Genomic DNA, 14,432 nt, shown 5'->3' with positions numbered 1-14,432 from the left:
GTCAAGCAAGGGATTATATGGAAACGTTGCTACTGAACAAGGATGAAGTGGGTTCGCTCATCGACCTCGATTCGGTGCTCGAGGCCGTTGAAAACGGCTACAAATCCTTTAACAGTGGAAGGGTCGTGCAGCCGGATTTCATGAGCATAGAACTGCCAGGTTCACATGCCTGTATTGACTTCAAGGGCGGCCTCGATCTTGCTGGGGGATATATCTCGATCAAGTCCTCTGCCGGTGGATACAAAGGAAACCCTGAGCTGGGCCTGCCGACGGGCATGAACGCCGTCATGCTCTTCGAGGCAAGCACCGGTGCTCTCAGGTGCATCATGGATGGAACCTGGATTACCGGTTGCCGTACCGCTGCTGCGGGTGCCATTTCGGTAAAATATCTGGCACGCGAGGATGCAAAGACGCTTTGTATCATAGGGGCGGGCAATCAGGCGCGCAGACAGCTCCGGGCCATCATCCGGGTGAGGGATTTCTCCGAGGTTGTCGTGTGGAATGCCTCCTCGCAAGCGCTCGATGACTACGTACGAGAAATGTCCGAGGAAATGGGCCTCGACATCCGCAAATGCGAAACCGCGGAGGGGGCGGTTCGCGCAACTGACGTCGTCGTCACTACCACCCGCGCCCACAGAGGTCCCATCGTCAAGAAGGCGTGGCTGAAGCCCGGTACGCATATCGTTGCCATTGGCTCCGATATGCCGGGAAAGCAGGAGATCAGCGCCGATATATTCAAAGAGGCCAAGGTGGTCAACGACTCTGTCGAGCTTTGTGTCAAGTACGGCGATACCCAGCATGCCGTCAAGGAAGGCATCATCAAGCCGGAAGCTATTCATGCGTAAATCGGTGAGATCCTGCTGGGAAAAAAGGCCGGTCGCGAAAACCAGGAAGAGATAACGATCTTCGATTCGGTCGGCATGGCCATTCAAGACACCGCGACGGCTGCCATGCTGTACGAGGCGGCCCTCGACAAGGGGCTTGGTACGCCCTATGAGTTTTTCAAGTAATTCATTGACGCGTTTAGGGAAGCGCTGAACAAATCGCCGAGCGAGATGAAGCGGCTAGGTTCGTTCCCTACGAACCAACGCACTTCCCACATCCCTGTGGGTCGCAAGGCGCACGGAGCACAGTACCGAGCGAAGCGACAAACAGCCGTAGGCTGGCCCCGAAGGGGCGAGAAGCCGAAGGCTTCGAGTCAACCGGAGCATATGGGGTATATGTGAGGATTCCGCGCACTGCGCAACGCAGTGATTCGCTCGCGCAGGCATTTGTGCAGTGTTTCCTTAGCTCGGCCAAGCAACCCACCCAACCGAGTCATACCATGAACAACAGTGACAGTGTGGAAATCGACGATCTGGTAGCGCCGCTGGTGTCGTTTCGGCGCGACCTTCATGCCAACCCCGAACTTGCGTATCAAGAGCACCGCACGGCGAAGAAGATCGAAGAGGCCCTGCGCGAGCTCGGGCTGGAGGTGCACGCGGGCATTGGCGGCACCGGTATCGTCGCTTCGCTGAAAGTGGGTAACTCCCCGTGCAGTATCGGGCTGCGCGCCGACATGGATGCACTGCCCATCCATGAGGAGACCGGGCTGCCCTATGCCAGCCGCACCCCGGGTGTCTTCCACGGCTGCGGCCACGATGGGCATGTGGCGATGCTGCTGGGTGCTGCCCGCTATCTCGCCCGTACCCGCCGCTTCGACGGCACGGTCCACTTCATCTTCCAGCCGGCCGAAGAGGGGCAGGGCGGTGCCCGGGCCATGATCGAGGATGGACTGTTCGAGCGTTTTCCCTGCGACCGGGTGTTCGCCTTTCACAATTGGCCCGATCTTCCGGCCGGTACGGTTTCGACACGGCCTGGGCCGATCATGGCGGCGGCGGACAAGTTCGAGATTCTGGTCGAGGGGCGTGGTGCCCATGCCGCCATGCCGCACAAGACACCGGATGCGATCCTGGCGGCCAGCGATCTTGTGGCCCAGCTCAACAGCCTGGTATCCCGTCGCATTCCCCCCATGGCCACGGCCGTGCTCTCGGTAACCTGCATCGAGGGGGGCAGTTCCCACAATGTGCTTCCCGCCGCCGTTCGTGTCGTCGGCACGGTGCGAACGTTCGATACCGCGGTACAGGACAGGATCGAGGAATCCCTGCGCCAGGTCGCCGAGGGCGTGGCCCTGGCCAGCGACACGCGTATCGCCGTGACTTACGACCGCTACTATCCGGCGACGATCAACAGCGCGGACGCGGCCGAGGAAGCCTTGGCCGCCGCAGCCGGCTTTACCCACGCAGAGCTGGCGCCGCAGCCGGCCTTCACCTCGGAGGACTTCGGCTTCATGCTCCAGGCCTGCGAGGGCGCCTATATCTGGCTGGGGCAGGGGCGCGGTGACGACGAAGTCTCGCTACATCATCCCCAATACGACTTCAACGACGAGGTGCTGGCGACTGGGATCCGCCTGCATGCCGCGCTCGTCGAGCGCCATCTAAGGGGCGGGGGTTAGAAACGGCGCCAAGGCGTAGGGGGGGATAGGGGTGCGCTTTCTTCCGACACGGCAGGGCTCAGTATTGCGGTGAGAATGATTTGCGATTATATTTCGTTTCGCACGCAAATGAGGGTCAGTCACCACTCTGCCACTGGACACTGCCCGCAGAGGGGCGCCCTCCAAGCCCATCAACCGATCGATGGTCATCGCGTGCACTCCTATTTCTGGCTGGCTGAGTGGTGCAACGGCCAACCGGGCACCTTTAACGAAAGAGTGATGGATCGTTCATGAAACGTCTTCTTGCCTTCACTGGGCTCTGCACGATGCTGGGTTTGACGTCGAGTCCCGCCTTTGCAGACGCTACTCAATACCCGCTTACGCTGGATAACTGCGGTGCAGAGGTCACCTTCGACCAAGCCCCCGAGCGGGCGGTCGGTCTTGGCCAGAACAGTGCCGAGATCATGCTGATGCTCGGCCTAGAGGACAAGATGGTCGGCACCGCCTTCTGGCCCAATAGCGTCCTGCCGCAGCTCGCTGAAGCCAATGCCCAAGTGAAGGTGCTGACGGTGGAGTTTCCCACCTTCGAGTCGATCCTTGCCGAAGAACCGGATTTCGTGGCAGCGGCGCTGCCGAGCCTGTTAGGCGACTCCAGCCGAGTGGCGACGCGGGCGGACTTCGACAGCGTGGGCGTGCCTTCCTATCTGTCGCCTGGCACCTGCGTCGCCGAGGGCATGGCCCGGGACAAGTACGGTTACGGCGATCGCGCCCAACTCTGGAGCATGGACGCTCTCTATCAGGAGATCGAAGAGCTTGCCCAGATCTTCGACGTGAACGATCGAGGCCAGGCATTGATCGAGGACCTCAAGCGTCGCGAAGCGGCTCTGCGAGCCGAGTCTCCTGATGGTGACGATCCGCTCTCCTATGTCTTCTGGTTCTCCAGCTCGTCGCCCTCTGCCGAGGCCCACCTGGGCGGGAAGTACAGCGCGTCTGGTTATATCGCCGACGTGCTGGGTGGCACCAATGCCATCACCGCTGAGGCCGAATGGCCGACGCTTGGCTGGGAGGGCATCATTGCGACCGACCCAGACGTCATCGTGGTGGCCCGCGTCGACCGTAACCGTTGGGAGTTGGACAAGGCGGAAGCAAAGATTGAATACCTCAACTCGGATTCGGCCACCCGTGAAATGAGAGCGGTCAAGAACGGCGCCATCGTGGTCATGGATGGCCAGGCCATGAACCCGACGCTCAGGACGATCTTTGGTGCCGAGCAGGTGGCTGAACAGCTGCAGGCGCTCGGTCTGAGATGAGCATGGCGGTTAGTGTCAACCGGTTGGATGAGCGCTGGTCACGGTTCGTCTGGCTTGCCGGGTTGCTGTTGGCTTCACTGGTGGCTATCGCCCTGGTCGTCGGGATCAGCGTCGGGATCGGCGATATGCCGATCCCGCTTGCCACCACCTTTGCCGCGATAACCAACAAGCTGGGCTGGACGTCGACCGAACTCAATCGGATCCACGAGACCATCGTCTGGGATTATCGCTTGAGCCGGGCGCTGGTGGCCGCGTTGTGTGGTGCGGGACTGGCACTTGCCGGTGCCATCATGCAGTCGCTGCTGCGCAACCCGCTGGCGGAGCCCTACGTGCTGGGCATTTCCGCGGGGGCGTCGACCGGTGCGGTGTTGATCGTCATTCTGGGACTTGGGGCCGGGGCGGTATCGCTGTCGACGGGGGCCTTCGCCGGTGCCTTCGCCGCTTTCCTGTTCGTTGCACTTCTCTCGAACGGTGCCCGCGGCGGGGCCGATCGCACGATCCTGGCCGGTGTTGCGGCGTCGCAGCTGTTCAATGCCGCAACCTCCTATATCGTCACCACCGCCGGCAATGCGCAGCAGGCTCGCGACGTGATGTTCTGGCTGCTCGGCAGCTTCGGCGGCGTGCGCTGGCCGGAATTCTTCCTGGTATCGGTGGTGGTTGGGCTGGGGCTGGTGGCGTGCCTTTTCTATGCGCGGGTACTGGACGCATTCGCCTTCGGCGACGAGGCCGCCGCCTCCCTGGGGGTCAATGTCGGTCAGACACGCATCATCCTGTTCGCCCTCACTGCGGTCATGACCGCCACCATCGTCAGCATGGTGGGCACCATCGGTTTCGTTGGCCTCGTGGTCCCCCATGCGGCGCGTTTCGTGGTCGGCCCACGGCATTCAAGGCTGCTGCCAGCCTGTGTGATCGTGGGGGCGATCTTCATGGTGCTGGCCGACATCGCCTCACGCACCCTGATTCCCCAGCAGACCCTGCCGATCGGGGTGGTGACGGCGCTGGTGGGCGTGCCGTTCTTCTCCATCATCCTCTACAGAATGCAGCGCGCATCATGAGTATCAAGGCCGACAACCTGGTCTGGAAGATCGGTGCCAAAACGATCATCGACGGTATCTCTTTCGCGGCGGAGCCGGGCAAGGTGCTTGGGCTGCTGGGCCCGAACGGCTCCGGTAAGACCTCCCTGCTGCGGCTGCTGGCGAGGCTCAAACGTCCGCATGCGGGGCGGGTCATGCTCGATGATCGGGACCTCGCCACGTTTCGCCGCCGTGCCATTGCGCAGCGGGTCGCTTTCATCGAGCAGCATGCCACCACCAACGCCAATCTCAAGGTCGAAGATGTGGTCAAGCTCGGTCGCTTTCCGCACCGCTCGATGCTCTCGGGTTGGACCCGTGAAGACGATGCGGCGGTCGGCGAGGCACTCGAACGCACCGGGATGAGCGCCAAACGCCTTGATGCCTGGCAGAGCCTCTCGGGTGGCGAGAAGCAGCGCACCCACCTGGCGCGAGCGCTGGCCCAGTCACCCAGGGAACTGATCCTCGACGAGCCGACCAATCATCTCGACGTCCATCACCAGATCAGTCTGCTGCGTCTCGTCTCCAGCCTGCCAATCACCAGCATCATCGCGCTCCACGACCTCAATCATGCCGCGATGTTCTGCGATCGGCTGATCGTCATGCAGGCGGGAAAGGTCGTCGCCGCTGGCCAGCCCGAGGAGGTGCTCACGCGAGACCTGCTGCGGGAGGTCTTCTCGGTGGAGGCTCATGTGGAACCCTCTCCCCATCATTCACGGCCTCATATTCATTTCGCACGATAACCAACGCCCCCACGCTTCGCCGGGCGAGGCGTGGGGGCGCGTCGAGGACGGTGGCTGGGCGCTTAGAGACCCACCAGACCGGCCAGGCCGCCCATGTCCTTGATTTCGTGCGTGGCGTAGTTCGGCATCAGGTTCGGCTCATGGTTGCGGTTGACCAGAACGCGTGCGCCGTAGCCCAGGTCGGAGGCGGACATGAGGTCGTAGCGGAAGCTGCTGGAGACGTGCATGCACTCCGCCGGTGAGCAACCGAGCTGGTCGAACATGTACTCGAAGGCCTGGAGGCGCGGCTTGTAGGCGCGGGCCTGCTCGGCGGTGAAGACATGGGCGAAGGGGGCGCCGAGCTTTTCGACGTTCCGGTGGATCTGGTCGTTGTCGGCGTTGGACAGGATTACCAGCGGAATTTCGTGGGCGACCTTGAGCAGGCCTTCCGGCACGTCCGGGTGCGGGCCCCAGGTCGGCACGGAGTCGTAGATCTCCAGCGCTTCCTCCTCGCGGAATTCGAGCTGCCACTTGCGGCAAGTGCGCTCGACCGAGTTGCGAACGATGTCCTTGAACGGCTTCCAGTCGCCCAGGATTTCGTCGAGGCGATAGACACGGAAATCCTCGACGAAGGCTTCCATTTGCTCCGGACCGATGCGATCCGCGAAGATCCTGCGCGCCGACGGGGCCATCTGGAAGTTCGTCATCGTGCCATAGCAATCGAAGGTGATGTACTTAGGCCTGAATGTGCTCATGAGTTGGGTTTCCTGTTTTTTCGATAGGGAACGAAAAGCCCTTCGGCGTAGAAAGCAGTATCCCGGAGACGTGCCTCACGCATGGGGTTCATTCACTTTGTGCCGTAAATCCATTACACCATGGGGGACAAACAGATGGTTTCGATGCATGGGGAGGAAACCGCAAGAAACGTCGCTTTTATGGCTGTGCACGGCAGATATATGCGTTCACTCGGGATCAGGCATTTCCCCACGATTTCTCTCGAGTCATGGGGAGGCCGGGAAAAACGCCGGCCAGGGAAAGCCGCATGGTCATGGCAATGGCCGGTGGCTCAGTGCGGCCGCTCTGCTATTACCACCGCGCGGCGGGGAGCAGGGTAGCCTTCAATGGTCCGAGTACGGTCGTCGGGATCAAGAAAGTCAGCCAGCGATTGATAGGTCATCCACTCCGTTGAGCGCTGCTCTTCAAGGGTGGTCACCGCTTCATCGACGACTCGCACATTGGTAAAGCCGCAGCGTTCCAGCCAGTGGCATAGCGCTTTTGAGGATGGCAGGAAATAGACGTTAGGCATGGCGGCATAGCGTTCACCGGGCATAAATACTGTCTGCTCATCGCCTTCGACCACGAGGGTTTCCAGTACCAGCTCGCCGCCCGGCGCCAGGGCCGACTTTAGCTGTTGGAGATGTTCCAGCGGGGCAGGGCGGTGGTAGAGCACACCCATGGAAAAGACCGTATCGAAGAACGCCAGGTTGTCTGGCACGTCTTCAATGCCAACAGGTAAGAACTGGGTTCTGCCGTCATCCGCATCACCGACGAAGTGCCGCACCGCCTGAAATTGCCAATAGAAACGCGGCGAAGGATCGATCACTAGCACGAAGGCTGCGCCTGCCCCCGTCATTCGCCAAGCGTGATAGCCGCTGCCACCGCCCACATCGAGCACTTTGCGGTACTTGAGCGGGGCAAGGTGCGGTGCCACTCTTTGCCACTTCCAGTCCGAGCGCCACTCGGTGTCGATATGAATACCGCCTAGCTGAAAAGGGCCTTTACGCCAAGGGGCAAGCTTTCTCAGCAGATTGAAGCACTGGCGCTGCTGACTATCGCTAAGGTCGAGCTCGACACTGACGGTATCGCTATCCAGCCGTACGTTCCGCTCATCGGGTAGCGTAGGCAGTTTAGCCACGGCTTTTTCCCAGGCGGGTAAATCGCCGTGGCGGTTGCGGTCGAGGCCGCGCGCCAGCTGCTCGGGCAGACGCGCCAGCCAGGTATCCAGGCCCTGGTCGACGAAGGCGTGGTAGAGCTCGCGGTGGGGGTGGGACATGGGGGCTCGCTGTTTCATGCGTTGCTAGAAGGTGCACCAGCCGCTGGCTTCCATCAGCCTATACTGCCAGTAGCGGCGACGGGATGCGTCGAGGTACGCCTCGGGGTCGGTGCTGTAGTGTTCGGCGTCGGTATTGTGCCAGTGCCGCTCGAAGGCCGTGCGCGCCTCATGAATCACTGGGTCATCGGCCCCGGCGACCCACTCCAGATCGGCCTCGAAGTTGAGATCGTCGAGACTGCGCCGGGTGTAGTTGGCAGAGCCCAGTAACAGCCGCGCGGGGCGTTCGCCGGCGTGGCGCAGCAGCACTTTGCTGTGAGCCTGTTCGCCGTGGGTGTCGCTCCAGCGTAGTTGGATGCCGGCGGCCAGCAGGTCGCTGGCCGCCTGGCGGTTGGGAATGCCGCTGCCGGAGACACCGAAGGCGTGGTGGTTGGGGTCGAGCAGCACGCGCACCTCCACGTTGCGCGCTACGGCCCTGCCCAGTGCAGCGATCACGCCGCGGTGGGAGAGGTAGAGCACCTCTATATCAAGCCGCTCGCCGGCGCGGGCGTCATCGATGATCGCCATCAGGGCGCCTTTGATGGAGCCCTCGCTGAGCAGCCGTAGCCGTGGCGCTTGGGCGCTTGCGTCGATGCCCGTCACCGGCGGCTGGCTGCGATCGATGGTGACACCGCTGCGGGCGGCGATCTCGCGCTCCGAGGCGAGCAGGTCGAGGGCGATATCGCCGGAGACGCGCAGCGCCACGTCGCGGTAGTCGCTGCTGCCATCGTCGGCGTTGGCCGAGCTGACCATGGCGGTCCAGCTATCTCCCTCGTCGACCACCAGGGTCTTGCGGTGATTGGCGTTGAGGTTGAGCAGGGTCAGGTAGCTGCGCAGGCCGACCTTGCCGGGGCCAAGGGGATTGGGTAGCCAGCCGCGGGATGAGTGGGGCAGCCAGCGAAAGCAGAGCCGCCACAGCGCGGTCCAGCTGGGGTTGGGGTCGCGTCCGATGGTCAGGTCGGTGGTGGCGACACGGATGCCGGCCGCTTCGAGCTGCCGGTGGTGACTGAGATCGCGCCCGCCATAGACGGCGTTGATGGGGTCGGTAATCACCACCATCTCGATATCAGGGCACTGGCGCTTGCGGGCCAGCAGGGCGTCGCGTAGCGCCACCGATACCTGACGATAACAGTCGCGGTGGTCGTCGGCGGGGTCGTTGAACTGGAAGATATCCAGTACCACCAGCCGTTCGGCCTGGTCGATCAGGCGAAACATCTCGTCGAAGATCTGCTGCCGGCAGTGACGCTGGCCATCGGCGTCGACAAAGGTTTCGTCGAGCAGCAGCCGGGGTGCACCGGGCGAGCGCCACTCGCCCTCGACGCCGAGGCCGGGGGGCAGCGGTTTGCGCGAGTGCCACCAGACGGTGGCCAGATAGAGCGCCAGCGCTGCAGCGGTTAGCCAGACTCCGAGGCTCATGGTGTGACTCTCATGACGAGGTCCCTCACGGCTTGAAGGCGATCAGCGATGCGAAGTTGAGGTACTGGAACCACACCTGGCTGCGTGCGAAACCGGCGCGGGCCAGGCGCGCTCGATGGGCGTCGAGGGTGTCGGGCACCAGCACGTTCTCCAGTGCATTGCGCTTTTGGCTGATCTCCAGCTCGCTATAGCCGTTGGCGCGCTTGAAATCGTGGTAGCGCTCCACCAGCCAGGCGTTGTCCTGCTCATCTTCGGCGACGACTTTCTCCGACAGTACCAGCACACCGCCTGGCTCGAGGGCGGTATAGAGCGCCTCGATCACCGCGTCGCGATCGCCGGGGGCGAGGAACTGCAGCGTGAAATTGAGCACCACCATGCCCGATGGCCGATAGTCGAGGTGACGGATATCGCCCTCGACGATCTCGATGGCGTGCTCGGGGGACTCGCTGGCGAAGGTTTCACGGGCACGGGCGACCATCGCCGGCGACAGGTCGACGCCGGTCAGGCTGAAAGCCTCTGGAGGCAGGCGCCCGGCCAGAGCCAGCCCTACCGCCCCCAGTGAACAGCCCAGGTCGTAGACGTGGGCGCCGTGGCGCAGGTGGCGCTCGGCGATCACGCCCAGCATGCCCAGTATCTGGCCATAGCCGGGCACCGAGCGGCGGATCATGTCGGGGAAGCAGGCCACCACCTGTTCATCGAAAGAGAAACGCGCCACCCGATCCAGGGGTGTCGAAAAGATGGCGTCACGGTAAGATGCATCACTCATGGCGTCGCTGCGGGTCCGGACCAAAGTCCGAGCATTTTACGCGCCGCGGCGCCGGGCTGCACGAAACCACGGCGCCGTGTGCGACCGCTTCAGGGAGAGAGACGATGAATCAGGAAGATCGCATCGACCAGAGCCCCGCCTGGCGGGCATTGGAGGCCCATGCCGGCGAGATGCATGAGGTCCATCTGCGCGAGCTGTTTGCCACCCCGGGGCGTTTTGCCCGCTTTAGTCGCGAGGCGGCGGGCCTGACCCTGGATCTTTCCAAGCAGCGCTGGAGTGATGAGACCCATGCGCTGCTGCTGGCGCTGGCCCGGGAGGCGGGGGTGCCGGATGCCATCACCCGGCTGCTCGACGGCGAGCGGGTCAACCGCTCCGAAGACCGCCCGGCGCTGCACACCGCGCTGCGCTTGCCGGAGCACGCGCGTCTTGAGGTCGAAGGGGAGGATCTGGTGCCGGCGGTGCATGCCACCCTGGCGCAGATGCAGCGCATGGTCGATAAGCTGCATGCTGGCCAGTGGCGTGGCGCCACCGGCAAGGCGATCAGCGACGTAGTCAACCTCGGGGTTGGCGGCTCTGATCTCGGCCCGCTGATGGTCACCCATGCGCTGGCCGACTACCGCCCCGAGGGGGTACACGACGTGCAGGTGCACTTCGCCTCGACCATGGATGGCTCTCAGCTGGCCGACTATCTCTCGCGCCTCAACCCCGAGACCACGCTGTTCGTGTTGTCATCCAAGTCGTTTACCACCATTGATACGCTCTCCAATGCGCGCACCGCCCGCGACTGGCTCTACGCCCGGCTAGTGTGCAGCCGCGGTGACGCCGGCAACGGCGCGGCGGCCGAGATCGACCGCGCACTGGTGATGCGGCAGCACTTCATCGGTGTCTCGGCGAGTCCCGACAAGATGAGCGAGTGGGGCATCGCCGAGGTCAATCAGCTGGAGTTCTGGGAGTGGGTCGGCGGACGCTACTCGCTGTGGGGGGCGATCGGCCTGCCCATCGCACTGGTGGTGGGCATGGCCAACTTCCGCGAGCTGCTGGCCGGGGCGCATGCCATGGATCGGCACTTTCGCGAGGCGCCGCTGGAGGACAATCTGCCGGTACTGCTGGCGCTGGCGGGGATCTGGAACGTCAACTTCCTGGATATCCGTGCCCACTCGATCCTGCCCTACGATGGGCGCCTGGAGTACTTCGCCGCCTATCTCGAGCAGCTGGAGATGGAGTCCAATGGCAAGTCGGTGACCAACGATGGCCAGGTCACGCCCTACTCCACCTGCCCGGTGCTATGGGGCCAATTGGGTCCCAATGCCCAGCATGCCTTCTATCAGCTGCTGCATCAGGGCACGCAGCCGGTGGAGTGCGACTTCATCGCGCCGATGCGCCGCTACGACCGGGTCGAGGATGACGCCACCCGTGCCCACCTCAAGGCCCAGCATCGCCTGACCCTGGCCAACTGTTTCGCCCAGTCGCGCTTGTTGATGCTGGGCGACGACGCCATCGACGAGGATGGCCCACGTCCCAGTCACAAGCGCTATCGTGGCAACCAGCCGTCGACCACCTTGCTGCTCGAGCGGCTGTCGCCGGCGACCCTGGGGGCGCTGATCGCCCTCTACGAGCACAAGGTCTTCGTCCAGGCGACGATCTGGGGCATCAACCCCTTCGACCAGTGGGGGGTCGAGCTTGGCAAGCAGATTGCCGGCGAAACCGAACAGATACTGACCAGCCACGAGGGGCTGGAGCGCATGGACGACTCCAGCCGCGGGCTGATCGAGGCGCTGTGGGCGGCGGAGCACAAGGCGGGATTGTGATGCTGTTGTTTTGTACAGGGGTTGCGGTATGCTGAGCCAGCCGGCTGCCACATCGGCGGCGAGTGGCGTACTCTACCTGCACGGCTTCAATAGCGGCAGCGCCTCGCCCAAGGCACGCCTGGTGGCGCAGGGCTGCGCGCGGCTCGACGCGGGCCCGCTGCCTTGTGCCACACCGCAGCTGCCGCATCGCCCTGGGGAGGCGCTGGCGCTGGCCGAGTCGCTGCTCGCGACCCTGGGTCCGCAGCCGCTGCTGGTGGGCAGTTCGATGGGCGGGTTTCTGGCCAGCTGCCTGGCCGAACGGCATGACCTTCGCGCGGTGGTGATCAATCCTGCGGTGCGCCCGGCGGGGCTGGTCGAGAGCTGGCTGGGGGAGGCCTTCGTCAATGAGTACACCGGCGAGCGCTTCACCATTGAGGGCGCGCATCGCGATGAGTTGGCCGAGCTGACCCCGGCACGGCTCGAGCCGCGGCGCTATCTGGTGCTGCTGGGTACGGCCGACGAGACCCTGGATCCACGCGACGGCGCCGCCGCCTACCGTGGTGCGCCGATGATTCTGCAGGCGGGCGGGGATCATGGCTTCAGCGCCCTGGCCGAGTATCTGCCGGCGCTGTTCGCCCACGGTGGCCATCGCCTGGCATCCGGGGCATGACGCGACCACGCCTGGACGACGACTTTCACTCATAGCCTGGACGACGCATGACGCAATACAGTGCAAGTTCGATCGAGGTACTCTCTGGCCTCGAACCGGTGCGCAAACGCCCCGGCATGTATACCGATACCAGCCGACCCAACCACCTGGCCCAGGAAGTCATCGACAATAGCGTCGACGAGGCGCTCGCCGAACACGCCCGTGAAATTCGCGTGCGGCTACTCGATGACGGCGGCATCGAAGTCAGCGACGACGGGCGCGGCATGCCCATCGATGTGCACCCCGAGTACGGCGTCACCGGTATCGAGTTGATCCTCACCAAGCTGCACTCCGGGGGCAAGTTCTCGTCGACAAGCTATCGTTTCTCCGGGGGGCTGCACGGGGTCGGGGTGTCGGTGGTCAATGCGCTGTCGATGCGCCTGGAAGTCGAAGTGCTGCGCGATGGTCAGCGCCACTTCATGGCCTTCGAGCATGGCGACAAGGTCGCCGAGCTCAGTGTGATCGGCAGCTGTGCCAAGCGCCTCACCGGCACGGTCGTGCGCTTCTGGCCCGATGTCAGCTATTTCGACAGCCCCAAGCTGTCGCTGTCGCGTCTCAAGCACCTGCTGCGTGCCAAGGCGGTGCTCTGCCCGGGCCTCAAGGTCACCCTGGTCGAGAGCGACGGAACCGAGAGCGAGTGGCAGTACGAGGATGGTCTGCGCGACTACCTGGCCCAGGCCACCGACGGCTATGAGGTGCTGCCTAGCTCGCCGTTCGTTGGCCACTACAGCGATGATGAGCAGGGCGTCGACTGGGCGATCCAGTGGCTGCCCGAGGGCGGTGAGCAGCTCGCCGAAAGCTACGTCAACCTGATTCCCACGCCGCTCGGCGGTACCCATGTCAATGGCCTGCGCTCCGGTCTGCTCGAGGCGCTGCGAGAGTTCTGCGACTACCGCAGCCTGCTGCCCCGCGGCGTCAAGCTGACCGCCGAGGACCTCTGGGAGCGGGTCGCCTATGTGTTCTCGGTGAAGATGCTCGATCCGCAGTTCGCCGGCCAGACCAAGGAGCGGCTGTCGTCGCGCACCGTGGCGGCGTTTGTCTCCGGGGTGGTCAAGGACGCCTTCTCGCTGTGGCTCAATCACCACGTCGACCAGGCCGAGGCGCTGGCCGAGCTGGTGATCAGCGCCGCCCAGCGCCGTCAGAAGAGCGCCAAGAAGGTGGCACGCAAACGCGTCACCTCGGGTCCGGCACTGCCCGGCAAGCTGGCCGACTGCTCCGGCCAGGATCCGTCGGCCGGCGAGCTGTTCCTGGTCGAGGGCGACTCCGCTGGCGGCAGCGCCAAGCAGGCCCGCGATCGGGAGACCCAGGCGATCCTGCCGCTGCGCGGCAAGATCCTCAACACCTGGGAGGTCGAGTCTCACGATATCTACGGCTCCCAGGAGGTTCACGATATCGCCGTGGCCATCGGCATCGATCCGGTCAGCGAAGACCTCTCCAAGCTGCGCTACCACAAGATCTGTATCCTCGCCGACGCCGACTCCGACGGCCTGCACATCGCCACCCTGCTGTGTGCGCTGTTCGTGCGCCACTTTCCGGCGCTGGTGGATGCCGGCCATGTGTTCGTGGCTATGCCGCCCCTGTACCGCATCGACCTCGGCAAGGAGGTCTTCTATGCCCTCGACGAGAGCGAGAAGGCTGCCACCCTCAAGCGCCTCGAAGGCAAACGCGGCACGCCCAATGTGCAGCGCTTCAAGGGGCTTGGCGAGATGAGCCCGCTGCAGCTGCGCGAGACCACCATGGCCCGGGATACCCGGCGCCTGGTGCAGCTCACCCGCGAGGTGGGCGACGGCACCATGGAGATGATGGACATGCTGCTGGCCAAGAAACGCGCCGGTGATCGCAAGAGCTGGCTGGAAGATTACGGCAATCTTGCCGATATCGAGGTCTAGCGCCCGGCACCCAGTTAAGCGGCGCCGGGGACAGCTCAAAGAGGAGGTTCGATGCCAGGGATGGCATCGGTAGCGCCCAGGGATGGGGTTACAGCGCCTCCTCGGTGAGCTGTCCCCGGATCAGCTGCGACTCGAAGCCACCCGCTTTGATGAGTTTGCAGAGGGAATAACCCTCGACGATTCCACGATCGCGAATAGGGT

11 protein-coding genes and 1 pseudogene are annotated in these 14,432 nt (G+C 63.7%); 8 read left to right on the top strand and 4 right to left on the bottom strand.

Annotated elements, in window-relative coordinates:
• The first annotated feature begins 17 nt into the window (after positions 1-17).
• The 5 genes and pseudogenes from IEI94_RS17970 to IEI94_RS17950 all read left to right on the top strand — a co-directional run bounded on the left by IEI94_RS17970 (position 18) and on the right by IEI94_RS17950 (position 5,596).
• A pseudogene (locus IEI94_RS17970) lies at positions 18-1,010 on the top strand (ornithine cyclodeaminase family protein).
• A gap of 314 nt (positions 1,011-1,324) precedes the next feature.
• Complete coding sequence (locus IEI94_RS17965) at positions 1,325-2,494, top strand: M20 aminoacylase family protein (RefSeq protein ID WP_191168626.1); 1,170 nt, start codon at positions 1,325-1,327, stop codon at positions 2,492-2,494.
• A 269-nt stretch (positions 2,495-2,763) separates the two neighbouring features.
• Positions 2,764-3,783 (top strand): ABC transporter substrate-binding protein, encoded by a 1,020-nt coding sequence (locus IEI94_RS17960; protein ID WP_191168625.1) that lies wholly within the window; start codon positions 2,764-2,766, stop codon positions 3,781-3,783.
• 2 nt (positions 3,784-3,785) lie between these two features.
• The gene (locus IEI94_RS17955) at positions 3,786-4,838 is read left to right on the top strand and encodes a FecCD family ABC transporter permease (RefSeq protein WP_191168624.1); all 1,053 of its coding nucleotides are present in this window, start codon (positions 3,786-3,788) and stop codon (positions 4,836-4,838) included.
• Entirely contained in the window at positions 4,835-5,596 is a 762-nt protein-coding gene (locus IEI94_RS17950; RefSeq protein ID WP_191168623.1) for an ABC transporter ATP-binding protein, read from the top strand. The genes IEI94_RS17955 and IEI94_RS17950 overlap by 4 nt, the downstream gene beginning before the upstream one ends.
• Positions 5,597-5,658: 62 nt before the next feature.
• On the opposite strand, the gene IEI94_RS17945 is transcribed toward IEI94_RS17950, so the two are convergent.
• From IEI94_RS17945 to cmoA, 4 genes are all read right to left on the bottom strand, one after another.
• Positions 5,659-6,330, bottom strand: a complete 672-nt coding sequence (locus IEI94_RS17945) for a haloacid dehalogenase type II (protein ID WP_191168622.1) — start codon at positions 6,328-6,330, stop codon at positions 5,659-5,661.
• A 311-nt stretch (positions 6,331-6,641) separates the two neighbouring features.
• Positions 6,642-7,628, bottom strand: a complete 987-nt coding sequence (gene cmoB / locus IEI94_RS17940) for a tRNA 5-methoxyuridine(34)/uridine 5-oxyacetic acid(34) synthase CmoB (RefSeq protein WP_191168621.1) — start codon at positions 7,626-7,628, stop codon at positions 6,642-6,644.
• Between the two features lie 24 nt (positions 7,629-7,652).
• A complete protein-coding gene (locus IEI94_RS17935; protein ID WP_191168620.1) occupies positions 7,653-9,080 on the bottom strand; it encodes a phospholipase D-like domain-containing protein in 1,428 nt (475 codons plus the stop codon).
• Positions 9,081-9,105: 25 nt separating this feature from the next.
• A complete protein-coding gene (gene cmoA / locus IEI94_RS17930; RefSeq protein ID WP_191168619.1) occupies positions 9,106-9,846 on the bottom strand; it encodes a carboxy-S-adenosyl-L-methionine synthase CmoA in 741 nt (246 codons plus the stop codon).
• Between the two features lie 104 nt (positions 9,847-9,950).
• Between cmoA and pgi the strand changes: the two genes are divergently transcribed.
• The 3 genes from pgi to parE are packed head-to-tail and all read left to right on the top strand — an operon-like array spanning position 9,951 to position 14,231.
• Positions 9,951-11,654 carry a glucose-6-phosphate isomerase gene (gene pgi, locus IEI94_RS17925; protein WP_191168618.1) on the top strand — a complete coding sequence of 568 codons (1,704 nt, stop codon included), beginning with the start codon at positions 9,951-9,953 and terminating at the stop codon, positions 11,652-11,654.
• Positions 11,655-11,682: 28 nt separating this feature from the next.
• Positions 11,683-12,303 carry a YqiA/YcfP family alpha/beta fold hydrolase gene (locus IEI94_RS17920; protein WP_191168617.1) on the top strand — a complete coding sequence of 207 codons (621 nt, stop codon included), beginning with the start codon at positions 11,683-11,685 and terminating at the stop codon, positions 12,301-12,303.
• A gap of 47 nt (positions 12,304-12,350) precedes the next feature.
• Entirely contained in the window at positions 12,351-14,231 is a 1,881-nt protein-coding gene (gene parE, locus IEI94_RS17915) for a DNA topoisomerase IV subunit B (RefSeq protein WP_191168616.1), read from the top strand.
• The last annotated feature ends 201 nt before the right edge of the window (positions 14,232-14,432 follow it).

The organism is Halomonas sp. ML-15 (genome assembly GCF_014779595.1).
Classification (GTDB): domain Bacteria; phylum Pseudomonadota; class Gammaproteobacteria; order Pseudomonadales; family Halomonadaceae; genus Franzmannia.
The sequence above is the reverse complement of the archived record's forward strand: the minus strand, read 5'-3'. Positions and strand labels throughout refer to the sequence as shown.

Bases quoted from the DNA above. Each gene is read 5' to 3' on its own strand.
- IEI94_RS17935 (WP_191168620.1), bottom strand. From the start codon at position 9,080: ATGAGCCTCGGAGTCTGGCTAACCGCTGCAGCGCTGGCGCTCTATCTG.
- IEI94_RS17950 (WP_191168623.1), top strand. From the start codon at position 4,835: ATGAGTATCAAGGCCGACAACCTGGTCTGGAAGATCGGTGCCAAAACG.
- IEI94_RS17945 (WP_191168622.1), bottom strand. From the start codon at position 6,330: ATGAGCACATTCAGGCCTAAGTACATCACCTTCGATTGCTATGGCACG.
- parE (WP_191168616.1), top strand. From the start codon at position 12,351: ATGACGCAATACAGTGCAAGTTCGATCGAGGTACTCTCTGGCCTCGAA.
- IEI94_RS17965 (WP_191168626.1), top strand. From the start codon at position 1,325: ATGAACAACAGTGACAGTGTGGAAATCGACGATCTGGTAGCGCCGCTG.
- IEI94_RS17955 (WP_191168624.1), top strand. From the start codon at position 3,786: ATGGCGGTTAGTGTCAACCGGTTGGATGAGCGCTGGTCACGGTTCGTC.
- IEI94_RS17920 (WP_191168617.1), top strand. From the start codon at position 11,683: ATGCTGAGCCAGCCGGCTGCCACATCGGCGGCGAGTGGCGTACTCTAC.
- cmoB (WP_191168621.1), bottom strand. From the start codon at position 7,628: ATGTCCCACCCCCACCGCGAGCTCTACCACGCCTTCGTCGACCAGGGC.
- pgi (WP_191168618.1), top strand. From the start codon at position 9,951: ATGAATCAGGAAGATCGCATCGACCAGAGCCCCGCCTGGCGGGCATTG.
- cmoA (WP_191168619.1), bottom strand. From the start codon at position 9,846: ATGAGTGATGCATCTTACCGTGACGCCATCTTTTCGACACCCCTGGAT.
- IEI94_RS17960 (WP_191168625.1), top strand. From the start codon at position 2,764: ATGAAACGTCTTCTTGCCTTCACTGGGCTCTGCACGATGCTGGGTTTG.